Genomic DNA, 15,787 nt, shown 5'->3' with positions numbered 1-15,787 from the left:
GACGTATTTGACCCCTAACCTCCAAGGGGTTAACCATTGCGTAATTCTGTAATTCCCCTTTGGGTGCTAGGGGGACAAAAAAAACCGGAGGTAAAACTTGCGTTTCGCCCCCGGCCCACGTAAAAACCTCAACATCTGAGATTTTTCTTAGTGTGTTTAATTATTGAAAGTTAAGATCGAAAGATCCTTCTGTAATATTTTTTATGGACTGATCGCCGTTTACGTTTTTAGCCATAAAGTTGAACGTGCCCTTAATGTTAGTATCAGTTTTTTCAGAAACTTTAACCTCGCCTACAACGCCACTATCTTGGTAAGGAGCAGACCATGTTTGTGAATCCATGGGGTTATCTATATTTGCTTCAATATATGTAGCAGTTACGAATACATTTGAATCTGTAAACTCATAAGTTCCAGTTCCATCATAATTATTGATGATAATAAAAATTCCTTTACCATCTGCGTCGGAACCCTGAAGGGTAATCGTAGTGGTTCCACCACCAGTAGACTGACTTGCCGTTGAAGCAATTTCCATGGATCTAAAATCACTGCCTCCAACTTTTGCAGCCACGGTTCCAGAGCCGGCCGAGCCACCTCCGCCGCCATCGTCGTCTTTTTTACAAGAAGTTAAACTCACGGCTGCGATAGCCATTAATACTAAAATTGATTTTTTGAAAAATTTCATAACGTTTGGTTTTAGTTCTCCGCCGAAGCGAATACGTGAATACTATTTGAAACAAAATTGCCTCATTCACAGATAGTTCACAATAGGGCAGTTGCCGTATTCTGCAACATTAACCCCCAAAAGCGCAATGAATCTCTAAAATTTTATGTGTGGAAATCGATTTTGAATTGAAGCCATTTTCTGCTGAAGTTTCTCCAAGAACTGAAGATTCTCCGCACTTTCTGAATTGAATGGCCTGTGAAGTAAACCATTTTGAATAGAAGAAATTTCCTTCTGAGGTGATTCCGTTTCTGAAGCAATCCAAACTTCAGAAAATTTTTGCCAAATAATTTCAATCGCCGTTTTATTTGGGTGAAGCATATCTTCAGCATAAAATCTGTAATCGCGCAACTCGTCCATCATTATTTCAAAAGAAGGGAAATAAAAGCTACTCGACTGCGCTGGAAGTGACAATGTCTGCTGAATTGCAGCAATTAGATGTGCTTTGCTGAGTGAATTTGCTGTGAAACCATCTTTTAGATGGCGCACCGGCGAAACTGTATATATAAAAGTAACATTTGGGTTTATGGCAGAAATTTTTTCCGCAGTATGCTGAATGCTTTTTGAAATAGTATCGATGGAAAGTAATTCCTTTTTAAAATTCTGCTGCGGAAGTTTGTGGCAATTGGCGACTATTTCATCACTTTCCAAATGTCTGTAAACCCAGGATGTTCCGAACGTAAAAATTATATGTGTTGAAGTATATAATGCTTCACGTAAATTTTGAAGTGCCGAATTTAAATTTTTCAGGAAATCAACGTTGTTCAAAGCTGCAAGCTCAGAATGTGCCTCAAAACATTTCCAAATTCCGTTGTGCTCAAAAATATCTTCTTCGGAAAAAAAGTCGTTTTCAATCGCCCGAATTATTAGTTTTTCAATGGAAACTGGATTAAAAATTATTCCAAACGGATTTTGCAGATTCTGAAATTTAAAAAAATCAAACTTCTCCCCGATGTTTTCCGAAAAACAACTTCCCAACAATAGTATATCCGAAGAATAATCTATTTGATTTTCTTCGGGTTTAAGTGGTATTTCAGTTTGAAGTTTCATGTTTCATTGTGGTTAAACTCAGCGAGCCTCCGTGGTTCTCCGTGCAACTCTGCGTAATAGTTATTTCACAGAGTAGCACAAAGAAGATGCAGAATTACACAAAGGATTTAGCTTTTATTAAAGCTTCGTCTATTCCTGCTGGGTTTTTACCGCCTGCTGTGGCAAAAAACGGTTGTCCGCCACCGCCGCCTTGGATGTATTTTCCAAGCTCGCGAATTATTTTTCCAGCATCGAGGCTTTTTTCGATTGCTAATTCCTTCGAAATATAACAAGCTAGTAAAGCTTTTCCATCGTATTCGGCGCCAAAAACTAGAAATAGATTTTCGGTTTCACCGCCCATTTCAAAAGCCAAATCTTTCATACCGCCAGCGTCTAAATCAATCTTTTTAGCAAGAAAATTCACGCCATTAATTTCTTGAATTTCACTTTTCAAATCGCCTTTTAAATTCTTGGCTTTATCTTTTAACAAATGCTGAATTTGTTTCTGTAAATTGCTATTTTCTTCCTGCAAGCTTTCAACTGCTTTTACCGGGTCTTGCGAATTATTTAGTGCTTTTTGAAGAGATGCAAAAGATTCACTTCTATCAATAAAATATTGTTTTGCCGAATCGCCAGTAATAGCTTCAATTCTTCTAATTCCAGATGCAACTGCGCCTTCCGAAGTAATTATAAAATGCCAAATATTATTGGTGTTCGGCACGTGCGTTCCACCGCATAATTCCATCGATTTTCCGAATTTTATAGCACGAACTGCATCGCCATATTTTTCGCCAAAAAGTGCAATTGCACCTTCGTCGATTGCCTGTTGGTACGGAATATTTCTACGTTCTTCTAAAACAATTCCCTCGCGGATTCTTGCGTTTACAAAATCTTCAACTTGTTTTAATTGTTCATCCGTCACTTTAGCATAATGTGAAAAATCGAATCGCAAATTTCGACTGTGAACCATGCTACCTTTTTGCGCTACGTGTTCGCCCAAAATATTTCGCAAACCTTGATGAAGCAAATGCGTTGCGGTGTGGTTTGAAGCAGTTCGGCTTCGTTGCAATTCGTCAACTACTCCATTAAAACTAGCTTCAGGATTTCTTGGAAGCGTTTTTGTAAAATGGATTATTAAGTTGTTTTCCTTTTTGGTATCTACAATATAAGTTACGCCGCCATCTGCCGCTTTTAAATAACCTTTGTCTCCCACTTGCCCACCACCTTCGGGATAGAAAGGTGTTAGGTTGAAAACAAGTTGGTACATTTCGCCATCTTTTTTGCTTTCTACTCTTCGGTAACGTGTAATTTTTACCTGAGTTTCCAGCGTATCGTAACCCACAAATTCTTCAACATCGTCTTTTTGTAAAACCACCCAATCGCCAGTTTCCACTTTCGTGGCTGCGCGAGAACGATCTTTTTGTTGCTGAAGTTCAGAATCGAAGTCCTTTTCATTTAAAGAATAACCGCGTTCACGAAGAATTAAAGCAGTTAAATCTATTGGGAAACCGAAAGTATCGTACAATTCGAACGCCTTTTTACCTGAAATTTCCTTGGAATCCGCAGAATCGATAATATTTTCAAGTAACACCAAACCTTGATCGAGCGTACGAAGAAACGATTGTTCCTCTTCGCGGATAACATTTGTAATTAAATTCTTTTCTGTGATAAGTTCTGGAAAAGCCTCCCCCATTTGGGCACTTAGAGTTTCAATCAATTTATAAATGAACGGTTCTTTTTTGTCTAAAAACGTAAAACCGTAGCGGATTGCTCTTCTTAAAATTCTTCTTATTACATATCCGGAACCAGTGTTGCTTGGCAATTGTCCATCTGCAATAGAAAAAGCTACCGCACGAACGTGATCTGCAATAACGCGGGTTGCGATATCTTTTTTCTCGTCTTTACCGTATTTAGAATTCGTTATCGCTTCTATTTCACGAATAAGCGGTGTAAAAACATCAGTGTCATAATTACTTTGTTTGTTTTGCAAAGTCATACACAAACGCTCAAAACCCATTCCCGTATCAACGTGTTGGGAAGGCAATTTTTCTAGGCTACCGTTGGCTTTTCGGTTGAATTGCATAAAAACCAAATTCCAGATTTCCACTACTTGTGGATGGTCATTGTTCACCAAATCTTTTCCTGAAACTTTAGCTCTTTCTTCGGCAGAACGAATATCTACGTGTATTTCGCTACACGGTCCGCATGGGCCTTGTTCGCCCATTTCCCAGAAGTTATCTTTTTTATTACCGTTTAAAATACGGTCTTCGGGTACAAATTGTTTCCAAAGATTGTAGGCTTCGGTATCGCGCTCTAAACCTTCACTTTCGTCCCCTTCAAAAATTGTAACGTAAAGAATTTCTTTATCAATTTTATATACTTCGGTTAAAAGTTCCCACGCCCATTCTATTGCTTCTTTTTTAAAATAGTCGCCAAAACTCCAGTTCCCGAGCATTTCAAACATGGTGTGGTGATAGGTATCCATTCCCACTTCTTCCAAATCATTGTGTTTTCCGCTAACGCGCAGACATTTTTGGGTATCGGTAATTCGGTTGCTTTTTGGTTTTCCATTTCCTAAGAAATATTCCTTAAACGGTGCCATCCCACTATTGACAAACATTAGTGTAGGGTCGTTTTTAACCACCATTGGCGCCGATGGAACAATGGTGTGTTGTTTCGACTTGAAAAATTCTAAAAATTGGGAACGTATTTCCTTGGACTTCATTTCTTATAAAATTATGCTAAATTAATGGTTGGGCGCAGAAGGAAACTATTTCTATCTTTGTAAAAACGTTACATTTACTCCGCGCTAACAACAAAGCGCAAAAATAGCAATTTTTTAACGCATGTCTAAGGTTAAATATTACTACGATAGCGAAACGCTCTCGTACCGAAAAATAGAAAAGAAAAAGGGTCGAAGACTAAAGATTTTCGCGCTAAGTATTCTAGGCTCGTTACTGAGTGGATTTCTGTTGCTTTTGGTTTACATAAACCTTCCATCTGTACAAACTCCCAAAGAATTATCCTTACAACGGGAAGTGAACAATATGCACCTGCAATTTGAACTTTTAAATAAAAAGATAAATCAGGCACAGGCTGTACTTGCGGAAGTTGAAGATAGAGATAACAACCTCTATCGCGTATATTTTGAAACCAACCCTATACCAGAAGAACAGCGAAAAGCAGGTTTTGGAGGGATAAACCGATATAAAGATTTAGAGGGTTTTAACAATTCAAAATTGATAGCAAACACAACTCGAAATTTAGATATTTTGACGAAGCAAATCGTTGTGCAGTCAAAATCGCTTGAAGAAATAGCTAAACTTGCAGTGAATAAAGAGAAGCTTTTAGCTGCAATCCCCGCCATTCAGCCAGTAAAAAATGAAGACCTTACACGCATGGCTTCAGGTTATGGATACAGAACAGATCCATTTACAAAAGCACGAAAGTTTCATTATGGAATGGATTTTACCGCCTCACGAGGAACACCAGTTTATGCAACTGGCGATGGTAAAGTTTCACGTGCCGATAATAACGCCACGGGCTACGGAAACCACGTTGTTGTAGAACACGGTTATGGCTATGAGAGTCTGTATGCGCATTTGTACAAATACAATGTGCGTCCGGGACAAAAAGTTCAGCGTGGAGACATTATTGGCTTTGTGGGAAGTACCGGAAGAAGCGAGGCGCCTCACTGTCATTACGAAGTTTTTAAAGACGGTGATCGCATTAACCCAATTAATTTTTACTACGGAAGTTTAACTGCAGAAGAATTTGCAGATATTTTGAGAAAATCACAAGAAGAAAACCAATCGCTTGATTAATTCTAGATGCACATAGACCTACCAGAAAAATTGTATTATGGCATCGGCGAAGTAGCCGAAGCTTTCAGCGTGAATACCTCGCTGATACGTTTTTGGGAAAAGGAATTTGATGTACTAAAGCCCAAGAAAAATGCAAAAGGCAATCGCAAGTTTACACCTCAAGACATAAAAAATCTTGAACTCATTTATCATTTGGTAAAAGAGCGCGGTTTTACACTGGACGGCGCTAAAATCCATTTAAAGGAAAACAAGCAAAAAACACTAGACCAATTTGAAATTATTAGAAAATTGGAATCGGTAAAAGCAGAATTATTAAAAATTAAAGAACAACTCTAAATCAATTGTATCATGAAAAAATGGTTACCTCTTATTATTATTCTTGGAATTATTTTTATAATTGGATCATCTTTGGCCAGTCAAAACAACAAATTAGTTGTGCTAGACGAGAAAGCAACTGCGCAATGGGCTAACGTGGAAAGTTCCTATCAACGTCGGGCAGACCTTATCCCTAATATTGTAAGTACTGCAAAAGGCTATGCTGAATTTGAACAGTCAACTTTAATTGCTGTTACTGAAGCCAGAAGTAAAGCGACCTCCGTTACTATTGACCCTTCAAACATTACCCCCGAGCAATTGACACAGTACCAAGAAGCTCAGGCTGGTGTTACTTCTGCCCTTTCGCGTTTATTGGCTGTTTTTGAAAGATATCCAGATTTAAAAGCGAATGAAAATTTCAAGGAATTGATAAACGAATTGGAACGTACCGAAAACCGCATCAACGTTGAAAGAAATAGATTCAATGAGGAGGCGCGATTGTTCAATACCGAAATCAATCAGTTTCCTACAAAGATGTTTGCAGGTGTTTTAGGCTTCCACGAGAAAGCATACTTTAAAGCAGATGCAGGCAGCGAAAATGCTCCAAAAGTAGACTTCGACTTAGGAAAAGACAAAAAATAAAGTTTACAGTAAGCAGTTGCAATTGGCAGTTGGAAGTATTTTTCAACTGAACAATATTTCAGAATTTAAAAAAAAATAAAGCATGTCTAAAGTTGAAGATTTTCTCACCAAAGAGGAAGAAGCAGCAATTATTGAAGCAATTCGTATATCCGAAAAAAATACTTCGGGAGAAATACGTGTGCATTTAGAACCCAGTTCTATCTCTACCGAAGAACCTGGCGAGCAAATAGATGCATTTGACCGCGCTGCAGAAGTTTTTGATACGCTTAATATGGCCAAAACTCAAGAACGCAACGGCGTGCTACTATATGTTGCAGTGAACGATAGAACCCTCGTTATCTTGGGTGATAAAGGCATTAATGAAATTGTGGGACAAAACTTTTGGGAAAGCACCAAAGACGTTATTATTAGCCATTTTAAAAATGGTGATATGAAACAAGGTTTGGTGGAAGGAATACTAAAAGCTGGCGAACAATTGAAAAAGCACTTTCCTTATAAAAAAGATGATAAAAATGAATTGCCGGACGATATTTCGGTAGGATAATTTTTAAGTACAAAGTGTTTCGGCTCCAGCCAGCAACCGTATAAGTTGGCAAAAAAAATTCAATGAAAAAAATTCTTCAGAAATATAAATTCGTATTAGTATTAATCGCGATTACATGTTGCTTCCAAAATGTTTGGGGGCAGTATGAAATTCCACCAAAACCAAAACTTGCGGAGCAAACTTCGGTGTACGATTATATAAACCTACTTACGCCTGCCCAAGAATCTGCCTTAAAAAATAAGTTGAAACGATATGCCGATTCAACTTCCACACAAATAGTTTGTATTATAATCGGTACTACAAAAGGTGAAGACATTTCAATTCTAGGTGCAGAATGGGGACAGAAATGGGGCATTGGTCAAAAAGATGAAGACAACGGAATTGTAATTACCCTCGCCAAAGATGACCGCAAAGTGGACATAAACACAGGTTACGGAATTGAATATAGAATTACCGATTTAATGTCTGAACGTATCATTAACCGCATCATGATTCCCCAGTTCAAAACCGGCAATTTTTACGAAGGTTTAGATCAAGGTAGCGACGCCGTTTTTGCGGCTCTAAAAGGAGAATTTAAAGAAGATCGCGATTTCGGAAAAAAAGAAGACGGTACTCCTATACCATTCTTTATTATCTTCATTTTTATCATTATTATTATTGCGTTAATCCGTAAAGGAGGCAAAGGCGGAAAAGGCGGCGGTAGGAGCAGTCTGTTAGACATAATTGTACTTAGCAGCCTTGGACGAGGTGGTTTTGGCGGCGGCGGAGGCGGCTTCGGCGGCGGAAGTGGTGGCGGAGGCGGCTTTGGTGGCGGTTTCGGCGGCGGTGGCTTTGGAGGTGGTGGCGCTAGCGGTGGTTGGTAAAACCCCCTAATCCCTGAAGAGGAACTTCTTTAAGATATCGAAAAGATTTGTTCAGAATGAAACTTCCTGCAAGGTTTTTAAAACCTTGTAGGTCTAAAGATGTTATAAAAATGAAACTTTCATTAGTATCAATTTTCATATTCACCCTTGTTTTTTCCTGTAAAGGTCAGGATCGAGATTATTCCGAAGTTTTTCCAGAAAACCCAAATTCATTAGCTGTAGTAGATAGTTCGAATATATTTTCAACTGCAGAAAATTACGAGCTTGCCGCCAAATTGGTGGAGTATGGTGATGCTACAACACGACAAATTGTAGTGGTGACTGTAGACTCTATTTCGCCCTACAATGATATTCAAAAGTATGCCAGCGATTTGGGAAGTTATTGGCGTGTGGGCCAAAAAGACCTCGACAATGGCCTGGTAATCGTGCTTTCAAAATCACTCAGAAAAGTGGCTATTGCTACAGGGTATGGCACAGAGAAAATTTTAACCGACTCGATATGCGAACAAATAATCGATAGTACTATGATTCCTGAGTTCAAAAACGGTAATTATTTTAAAGGAATCGACAAGGGTGTTGATGCGATAATTGAAGCCTGGAAATAAATCAATCCCAAGGATTATCATCTATCTCTCCTTTTTTACCAAGCGTATTAAATTTATAGCTCAGCGTAAGCATAAAATATTGCTTTAAAACCGTACTCTGGACATCTTGTATATAATCTTGGTTTGAAGTCCGCTGGACGTTATTATTTTGGTTCAACAAATCGTAAACTTTAAGAGTTGCACTACCGCTATCTTTTAGGAATGAATAGGTTAATGAGCTGTTCCAAAAAACATAACTTCTGTTAAAACCATCGGCAACATCAGCATTATATACGTATTCGATATCATTGCTCCATTCTAAAAATTTCGGAACAAAAGTAGTAGCTCGTAAATTGAATTCGTGCCGCGTGTAATTATTGTCTTCAAATGTGTCTATTTCAAAACTATTGATGCTATAATTAATGGCGTACCTAGGGGTTATTTCAAATATATCCTTCCATCTGAAACTCGTATATAATGATGGAGTATAACTAATTGTTCTACTGCTGTATTGTACGTTATTGATAAAATTCACATTTTTATTGCCGTGCAAATAAATGAACGCTCCGTATTTAAAAGTGCGTAAACTGTCAATTTTAAAATTTTTATTAAAACCGAAATTTCCCGAAAAATTATATGTGCCATTCACGTTTGTGTAGGTGGTAGTCCTAACAAGGTTTTCGTCCACGGTGGTTTTCGGCACTACGCGGTCATTGGTTATTTCGAGATTTAAGTAAGAATAGAAGCCAGATTGATTTTTAAAATCGTAATTATTTCCTCCAAAATAAAATCGATGCTCGTTTGAAGGTTTCAAATCTGGGTTTCCGTTGGTAATATTCAATGGATCTGAAATATCTACAAAAGGTGAAAGTTGGTCTATATCTGGAGCATTATTCTGTAGATAATATCCTGAAAATACGCTAAATGATTTAGTGAATTTATATCGAAAATTAACACCCATCTCCAACGCATTAAAATCGTTTTTGAAGTTTATATCTCTTAGCGCATCATCGCTTTCCAGCGTTCTAAAAACATAACCAACATTCACACTGGCATAGATTTTTTCGGAAGAATAAGTCACGCCCATTTCTGGACTGGATTGCTGATTTGTATTAGTAAAATCGGTACTCTGCGCAGTATTGAAATCTGTATATTCTTGTGAAACTACATCAAAATCGAAAACATTTACTTGGTCTTTTCGTTTATCTTTTTCAAAAGAATATTCAAAATTTAGAAAAAGTGTATCAGCAATAATGGGCACTCGCCACGATGGCGTTACAGTAAAGTCTGAAGAACTTTTTCTGCCATCAGAAAGTTGATTTCTTGAGATTGTATTTGGGTCGTCGCCAAAAATTTGTGTTTCACTATTTGTATAATCCTGATTATCGATAGCGTTAATTTTGTTGTTTGTAATAATCCTAAAAAAGCCGCCCTTATCTCCGTATTTTTTGGTGATTGTGAGACTATTGTTAAAATCACTTCCTTCCCTTTCGCTGTGATTATCGTTATTAGATTGATTAATCAGTTCCTGATCTAAATCACGGCTTTCTTCATTTTTGGTGAAATCAGAAATAGCTTTATTAAGTGTTAGTTGCGGGCGAATAGAAATCAAAAATGTAGAATCTATTTGCGTTTTAAAACTCAAGTTTGCCGTATGGCTATCATTATCATTTTCTGATTTAGTATTCACATTTGAGAAATATCTATTCTCTGGTAAAATATTTTCACGGTTTCGCAACTCTTCGTTAAAAGTATTTGCAGAAGAATAAAAATAATCTGCGCTTAGGTCTATGCCTTTTCCAAAGTTATCCGCAATATTGGCACCAGCGGTACGAGAATTGGTAATACCATCGCCTCCGCCAAACGACCGCCCGTTAATGCTGAAAGAACCATTGCTGTTGAAATTAGCATTTCGAGCGCTACCGAACATTTTCTCTATTTCCCCAAAACTAAAACCTGGAGAATTTATATTGTTCCCTCCCGCAAGAGCGCTAACCCGAAGATCATTGTCAAAGTAATTTATAAGGCCGGCATATTCAAAACGTTTATCTGTTCCACCACCAGCTGCCACCCTTCCAAAAATACCTTTGTTCTTTTCTTCGTCAATTTGGATGTTTATGGTTTTGTTGTTTTCATCACCTTTTTCACCTGTAAATGCTTGAGAATCTGTTTTGGTATCGGTTACCTGAATTTTTTCAACAATTTCTTTAGTGAGATTTCTGGTAGCAATAGTTGGATCATCACCAAAAAACGGCTTCCCATTGACCAAGATTTTGTTAACAGGCTTTCCGTTAACGGTTATATTGCCCTGCGCGTCCACTTCAACGCCCGGAAGTTCTTTCAGTAAATCTTCAACAGTGGCGTTCTTTTTTGTTTTGAAAGAAGCTACATTAAATTCTAAAGTATCTTTTTTGATTGTAATGGGAGCGCGCGATTTTACTACTACTTCATCTAGATTTGCTACCGAAACCGAAATAGGAATAATCCCCAAATCCTGAATTGGTTTATCTAAATTTATTTCCTTTTGAAAGTTTTCGTAGCCAACAAAACTGATGTTCACTCGAACGCTTTTTTCTGAAGTTTTCCCTTCTAAAGCAAATTTGCCATTTTTATCGGTAATGGTGTAAGTAATCAACGTACTGTCTTTTACTGTTTCCATAAAAACGGTGGCAGCTTCAAGTGGACCGCGGGTTTCACTGTCGATTAAAGTACCTGAAACGTGAACATTTTGGGAAAAACCAAAAGAAACAAATAGGAAGAAAAAAATTGAAAAAAATCTCTGCATAAAAAAGTGTAGCAACTTTAATTTACAATCGAATATAAAGCTATATTTTGAAAAATTCAATGCAAATTTAAAATAAAACAGTCCCCTCCTTTTTAAAGATTTTTGCATTATAATATTTCGGTGAAACTGCAGTATTTACCATTAATTACACGTTAAAAATAACGCAATACCATAGTGGAAACTAATTGGTAAATAGGCGAATAATCTTCATTATAAAGGCTAATTCGGTAAAAAATACATCTTTTCAAAAAATAGTAAACGAAAAAAGCTGCTAAAATATCTTTAGCAGCTTTTAAATTTATAATACTCTCTTTTTACTCTTTGGGAGTTTTATCCTTTTTATCCATCGCTCGTTCGCGAATTTCGGTAATACTAATAGGATTAGCTTTGTCGCAACGGTTAGGCATTTTTAAAGATCTAAACGTGAACCACACTCTAGTTCCGTTCTTCTTAAAATTACCCAACAAATTAACGGGGTCGAACATAACGGTTCGCTCATCTTCCAAAGCGATTACATATTCACAATCGCCCTCTACCGTTGAATGTATAATTATCCCCTTGTATTCTTTAACGTTCGGGGTCGAAACTTGAGCTTGAGCTTGAGTTTTTACGCTACTTTTAGAAGGGCTTGTTTTAGGTTTTGTGGAATTGCACGACGCTAGGCTTACGACAGCAAAAGCAAGAAAGAAAATTTTTTTAACGGTTGTCATATTAAGGATTTTATAATAGCTAAGGTAAGAAAAAAGGCTGTTTATATTAAAAAAACAGCCTTTTTCTTAATCTAGTTATTTTACAAGAATCTTCTTGCTGAGCTTATTTTTAGAGTTTCCAATTTCAACTATATAAGTACCAGCACTAACTGCTCCCATATCTATTGTAGTTTTATAGTACGCTGCATTTCTTTTTTTAACTTGCTGTTGCATTACTCTTTTACCTTGAATATCGTACACGTTTAGTCTTAAAATATCACTTGTCGTTGTATTCAACAAACTTAGGTCAAATGTTTTATTATCTACAGATGAAATGATAAGATCTGAAGCATTCATAACCAATTCATCCACACTTGCTGTACTAGACAATTTAAACGATGCTATACGGGTTTTTCTTGGCTCACCTGAGTATTCGCCAGTAAACCAAAAAGTAAGGTCGTCTACAGGGTCTCTTGTAAGTTGTGAATAATCTCCATAACGCGAATTACTAGTTACGGAAGTAGTTCCTGCAACTATTAATTCTGGCGCAATGGTCATGTTACCAATAGGGTCTGAGTTCATTCTTCCTGTATAATATAATGATGGAAATGTAGTAGCACCAGACTTTGTGAAGCCCATACCTATGTTACCTTCTTGATCCATAGCCATTCCAGAAAGGAAAACACTTTCGCCTCCTGCATCTTGAAATGTACCTTCTTGATATTTAACCCAAGGTGCTGCCACACTTGGTCTTCTAAGTTCAATCCAGCGAATACCACAAATTCTAGTCCCGTCTGTTACTTCTACTGGGAAGTTGATTAACATAGATTCGTGCGTACCAAAATCATAACGATGTGTTTGAAAATAGGTTGCAAAAACTATCGGGTCTATACGTTGTGCAGTACCAGGCTGTTCTACAACAGCAAATGAATCTCCTCCAGTTCCTTCTAAAAACGAATCGAAAGCAGCGATAGGAATTTCCTGCGGTTGAGATACTATAGCTGCACCTGGGTTAGACCAATCTATATCAAGACCCCAAACTTTAATGTGGTCTACTGCAACTCCTGCCCAAGCATTATCTTGAAACCATACAATAGGAGCAGCTCCATCTGCTACACCAGCACCTTCAGAATGCACAGGCTGTGGCGCTTGAAAACCACCAGAACCTATATACCCTGGTAATGTTAAGGTAGCAATTTCAGCAGATGGATCTCCATCTAGCATCTTTTGACGGTTGAATGCATAAAAGCGACCACTCTCTAAAGGACTAAAATTTCCTGTACACACATAGCTATTGCCATAAACTGCGTAATGTGGGTAATCGTTTTCTGGCACATCATAGCTGTAAACTGCATAAGTTCCTGTAGGATCTGGAGTAGTTGAAACCGCTATTTTAAATTGTTCTCCAGCAGGTAATTGAAACTGCGAAATAAACCAACGATCTGCTTCTCTATCATACAGAACAACAGGATCTCCTGAAATAACACCACCAAGTGGAATGTTTATATCCTTTGGGAAACCTGGAGCTTGCACTCCGTTTTTGTCCCATACGCTCCACAAACCATTTGTCATTTGCACAACGTGATTAGGACCTACAGCTGCAGTTGGATCTGGTGGGCTCATATCTATGTTAATTCCATCAAAGTTTGCAATTGGAGCACTACCTCTATGAAGCGGAGTTTCGTTTTGCGCCAATGGATCTTGCTGTGTTGGGCTTTCTCCTACAGTTTTAGTAAAATCTTGTTTTTTTAAGTTTTTAGAACTTATTCCGTTTCTGGGAACCTCTCTTTTAGCAACAGACTTTGGGTCTACCTTAGGATAGGTTGTCATGGATTGGGTGACGAAGAAATTGTCGGGGGTTTTTACTTCAACGACTTGTCCTTTTGAGGCCGAATCTTGTGCTTGGGAAACTAATCCGAAACAGCAAAATACTCCTAATAAAAAGTAATTTTTAATTCTCATAATGTTCTAGTTTTATTACGTTAGTTTACTTGAACAAATATCTTGAAACTGTAGGATAGATTGTCTAAAACAGACTACGCACAAACTACTCGAAAATGAAAATTTGATAAAAATCAGGGTTTTCCTGTAAAATTGAATAAAAAAACTAGGTAGCCGAGAAGCGTTCCTGTTCTGTTGCTTTAAGATTGGTAACAAGAAATGCTGCAAGTGTTTCATCTTCCTCATCCAATCCAATTTTTTTGCTAATACGATATCGTTTGCTTTCCACCGCACGTATGGACCTATTTAAGAATAAAGCAATGTCCTTATTTTTAAAATCCATAGCTAAATAATAACACACAATAAGATCAGAATCGCTAAGTTTTGGAAATAGAGCTTTTAAGTTTGAAAAGAAATCAATATTCAGTTCGTTAATTAACTTAAGATGATCTTCACCATTACTAATTACTGAAGAAGATTGTAAGTGAATATTATTATATAAATCTTTTATTTTAACACGTTGCTCCTTGGTATCATCTCTTGAAGCAATGCTTTTAATTTCTTTTTTCAATTCGCCAATATACTCTTCTAAACCAAGGGTTTTAATTTTTAGCTTTTCGTAGTTGGAGCTTAATTGCGAATAACTTTTTCGCTGATTAATAAAGTGATTTATCTTCCTGTTGATTTTTTTATAATAAATAATAAAAGCGCCCATTAGAAGAAGAAGTACTATAAATAGGGCAATTAGCCAATATCTATTCAATACCTTTAAATCGCTTTCAGCTTTAACAGCTTCTTCAGATTCAATTAAATTTTCAGTAATATCATAACTAGCAGTTATGTTCTTTTTCAATATTTCGTCTTCAAACCACTTCAGCGAATCTGAATATATACGGCTCAATTCTCGATTACCTTTCAAATCATATACTTCAGAATAGCGCGTATAATAAGTTTTTTTGGCAACGTAATCTAAGAAGTCTTTAGATTTACTAGCGTAAGACAAGTATATTAAAGTAGAATCCAATTGGTTTTCATTCAAATGTAGAGAGGCCATGCAAACATTCAAATTCACATCATACGCTTGAAAATTATAGTTGTCTATTGTTGGGTTAGACTTTAGGGATTTAAAAATTTTGCGGCATTTATTTGCACTCTTTAAATCATCGAGATGCGTATAATTATCTGTTAACATATAAAGCGCAAATAAATAATAATAGGCATCGTCTTCTATATTTTTATAGATGTCTAAATTCTCTAAAAGCAACGCATTACTCTTCTCAAATTCATGATTCTGAAATGCAGCAAACGCAGGCATTTGCAATACTTCAATCAAACCATTTTTATTATTGGCTAAAGTAAAATATTTTTTTGCCTGTTGAAGGTATTTGTATGCAGTTGAATCTTTTTTTACAACAAAAATATTGGAGAATAAATCTAGACTTGCCTGTCCGGCGACATCATAGTTTTTTTCCATTTCACCATATTTTACTGCAAGCGTGAAACTATTAAATAGTTTTGCTTGCTCTCCAGATTTATGATAGAGAATCCCCTTCGTCATATAATAATCTGCTAAGCGACCTGCAATAGATTTTGTAACAGGAGCGGGTATAGAATCTAAATAACTCCACGCTAAATTAGGATTATTATGTACGTTCGCGAAGGCAGAATCTACATATCGTGTAAATTTTCCTTGCTTTTGCGCCGCAATTGTAGTAGCAAATAAAAATATGTTCGCATATAGAGTGCATTTTAAAATTTGAAGAAAGGAAGTATATCTAAAGCTATTCATGAATATAGAGGAATACAACTAGAACAATATATGAAAAATCTCCTATAACTAATGAGATAAG

The 15,787-nt window shown here is 36.9% G+C and carries 13 protein-coding genes; 6 read left to right on the top strand and 7 right to left on the bottom strand.

The genetic code is table 11. From position 1 onward, the window contains the following. Positions 1–160: 160 nt before the first annotated feature. The 3 genes from AC3RVG_RS10240 to alaS all read right to left on the bottom strand — a co-directional run bounded on the left by AC3RVG_RS10240 (position 161) and on the right by alaS (position 4,475). Positions 161–682, bottom strand: coding sequence for a DUF6252 domain-containing protein (locus AC3RVG_RS10240; protein ID WP_489691369.1), 522 nt, complete (start codon positions 680–682; stop codon positions 161–163). A 135-nt stretch (positions 683–817) separates the two neighbouring features. After that, positions 818–1,771: a GSCFA domain-containing protein gene (locus tag AC3RVG_RS10235; protein WP_489691368.1), complete on the bottom strand. Its 954-nt coding sequence runs from the start codon at positions 1,769–1,771 to the stop codon at positions 818–820. Positions 1,772–1,865: 94 nt separating this feature from the next. Then, a complete protein-coding gene (gene alaS / locus AC3RVG_RS10230; protein WP_489691367.1) occupies positions 1,866–4,475 on the bottom strand; it encodes an alanine--tRNA ligase in 2,610 nt (869 codons plus the stop codon). Positions 4,476–4,596: 121 nt separating this feature from the next. Between alaS and AC3RVG_RS10225 the strand changes: the two genes are divergently transcribed. The 6 genes from AC3RVG_RS10225 (at position 4,597) to AC3RVG_RS10200 (ending at position 8,543) form a co-directional block, all read left to right on the top strand. After that, complete coding sequence (locus tag AC3RVG_RS10225; protein ID WP_489691366.1) at positions 4,597–5,574, top strand: M23 family metallopeptidase; 978 nt, start codon at positions 4,597–4,599, stop codon at positions 5,572–5,574. 6 nt (positions 5,575–5,580) lie between these two features. After that, positions 5,581–5,910 (top strand): MerR family transcriptional regulator, encoded by a 330-nt coding sequence (locus AC3RVG_RS10220; protein WP_489691365.1) that lies wholly within the window; start codon positions 5,581–5,583, stop codon positions 5,908–5,910. 12 nt (positions 5,911–5,922) lie between these two features. Beyond that, entirely contained in the window at positions 5,923–6,531 is a 609-nt protein-coding gene (locus AC3RVG_RS10215; RefSeq protein ID WP_489691364.1) for a LemA family protein, read from the top strand. Between the two features lie 82 nt (positions 6,532–6,613). Continuing rightward, positions 6,614–7,075: a TPM domain-containing protein gene (locus tag AC3RVG_RS10210; protein ID WP_489691363.1), complete on the top strand. Its 462-nt coding sequence runs from the start codon at positions 6,614–6,616 to the stop codon at positions 7,073–7,075. 62 nt (positions 7,076–7,137) lie between these two features. Then, positions 7,138–7,938: a TPM domain-containing protein gene (locus tag AC3RVG_RS10205; protein WP_489691362.1), complete on the top strand. Its 801-nt coding sequence runs from the start codon at positions 7,138–7,140 to the stop codon at positions 7,936–7,938. A gap of 110 nt (positions 7,939–8,048) precedes the next feature. After that, positions 8,049–8,543 (top strand): TPM domain-containing protein, encoded by a 495-nt coding sequence (locus tag AC3RVG_RS10200; protein ID WP_489691361.1) that lies wholly within the window; start codon positions 8,049–8,051, stop codon positions 8,541–8,543. 1 nt (position 8,544) lies between these two features. Here AC3RVG_RS10200 and AC3RVG_RS10195 read toward each other — a convergent pair whose 3' ends face one another. The 4 genes from AC3RVG_RS10195 to AC3RVG_RS10180 all read right to left on the bottom strand — a co-directional run bounded on the left by AC3RVG_RS10195 (position 8,545) and on the right by AC3RVG_RS10180 (position 15,726). Then, positions 8,545–11,307, bottom strand: coding sequence for an outer membrane beta-barrel protein (locus AC3RVG_RS10195; protein WP_489691360.1), 2,763 nt, complete (start codon positions 11,305–11,307; stop codon positions 8,545–8,547). A 314-nt stretch (positions 11,308–11,621) separates the two neighbouring features. After that, positions 11,622–12,017 carry a hypothetical protein gene (locus AC3RVG_RS10190; RefSeq protein ID WP_489691359.1) on the bottom strand — a complete coding sequence of 132 codons (396 nt, stop codon included), beginning with the start codon at positions 12,015–12,017 and terminating at the stop codon, positions 11,622–11,624. Positions 12,018–12,092: 75 nt separating this feature from the next. Further along, positions 12,093–13,958, bottom strand: a complete 1,866-nt coding sequence (locus tag AC3RVG_RS10185) for a T9SS type A sorting domain-containing protein (protein ID WP_489691358.1) — start codon at positions 13,956–13,958, stop codon at positions 12,093–12,095. Positions 13,959–14,103: 145 nt separating this feature from the next. Further along, positions 14,104–15,726: a helix-turn-helix transcriptional regulator gene (locus AC3RVG_RS10180; protein ID WP_489691357.1), complete on the bottom strand. Its 1,623-nt coding sequence runs from the start codon at positions 15,724–15,726 to the stop codon at positions 14,104–14,106. Between the last annotated feature and the right edge of the window lie 61 nt (positions 15,727–15,787).

It is taken from the genome of Aequorivita sp. IT1282, assembly GCF_058068205.1.
The sequence above is the reverse complement of the archived record's forward strand: the minus strand, read 5'-3'. Positions and strand labels throughout refer to the sequence as shown.

Excerpts from the sequence above, each read along its gene's own strand:
- AC3RVG_RS10220 (WP_489691365.1), top strand. The coding sequence starts at position 5,581 with ATGCACATAGACCTACCAGAAAAATTGTATTATGGCATCGGCGAAGTA.
- alaS (WP_489691367.1), bottom strand. The coding sequence starts at position 4,475 with ATGAAGTCCAAGGAAATACGTTCCCAATTTTTAGAATTTTTCAAGTCG.
- AC3RVG_RS10225 (WP_489691366.1), top strand. The coding sequence starts at position 4,597 with ATGTCTAAGGTTAAATATTACTACGATAGCGAAACGCTCTCGTACCGA.
- AC3RVG_RS10240 (WP_489691369.1), bottom strand. The coding sequence starts at position 682 with ATGAAATTTTTCAAAAAATCAATTTTAGTATTAATGGCTATCGCAGCC.
- AC3RVG_RS10205 (WP_489691362.1), top strand. The coding sequence starts at position 7,138 with ATGAAAAAAATTCTTCAGAAATATAAATTCGTATTAGTATTAATCGCG.
- AC3RVG_RS10215 (WP_489691364.1), top strand. The coding sequence starts at position 5,923 with ATGAAAAAATGGTTACCTCTTATTATTATTCTTGGAATTATTTTTATA.
- AC3RVG_RS10190 (WP_489691359.1), bottom strand. The coding sequence starts at position 12,017 with ATGACAACCGTTAAAAAAATTTTCTTTCTTGCTTTTGCTGTCGTAAGC.
- AC3RVG_RS10185 (WP_489691358.1), bottom strand. The coding sequence starts at position 13,958 with ATGAGAATTAAAAATTACTTTTTATTAGGAGTATTTTGCTGTTTCGGA.
- AC3RVG_RS10210 (WP_489691363.1), top strand. The coding sequence starts at position 6,614 with ATGTCTAAAGTTGAAGATTTTCTCACCAAAGAGGAAGAAGCAGCAATT.
- AC3RVG_RS10195 (WP_489691360.1), bottom strand. The coding sequence starts at position 11,307 with ATGCAGAGATTTTTTTCAATTTTTTTCTTCCTATTTGTTTCTTTTGGT.
- AC3RVG_RS10200 (WP_489691361.1), top strand. The coding sequence starts at position 8,049 with ATGAAACTTTCATTAGTATCAATTTTCATATTCACCCTTGTTTTTTCC.
- AC3RVG_RS10235 (WP_489691368.1), bottom strand. The coding sequence starts at position 1,771 with ATGAAACTTCAAACTGAAATACCACTTAAACCCGAAGAAAATCAAATA.
- AC3RVG_RS10180 (WP_489691357.1), bottom strand. The coding sequence starts at position 15,726 with ATGAATAGCTTTAGATATACTTCCTTTCTTCAAATTTTAAAATGCACT.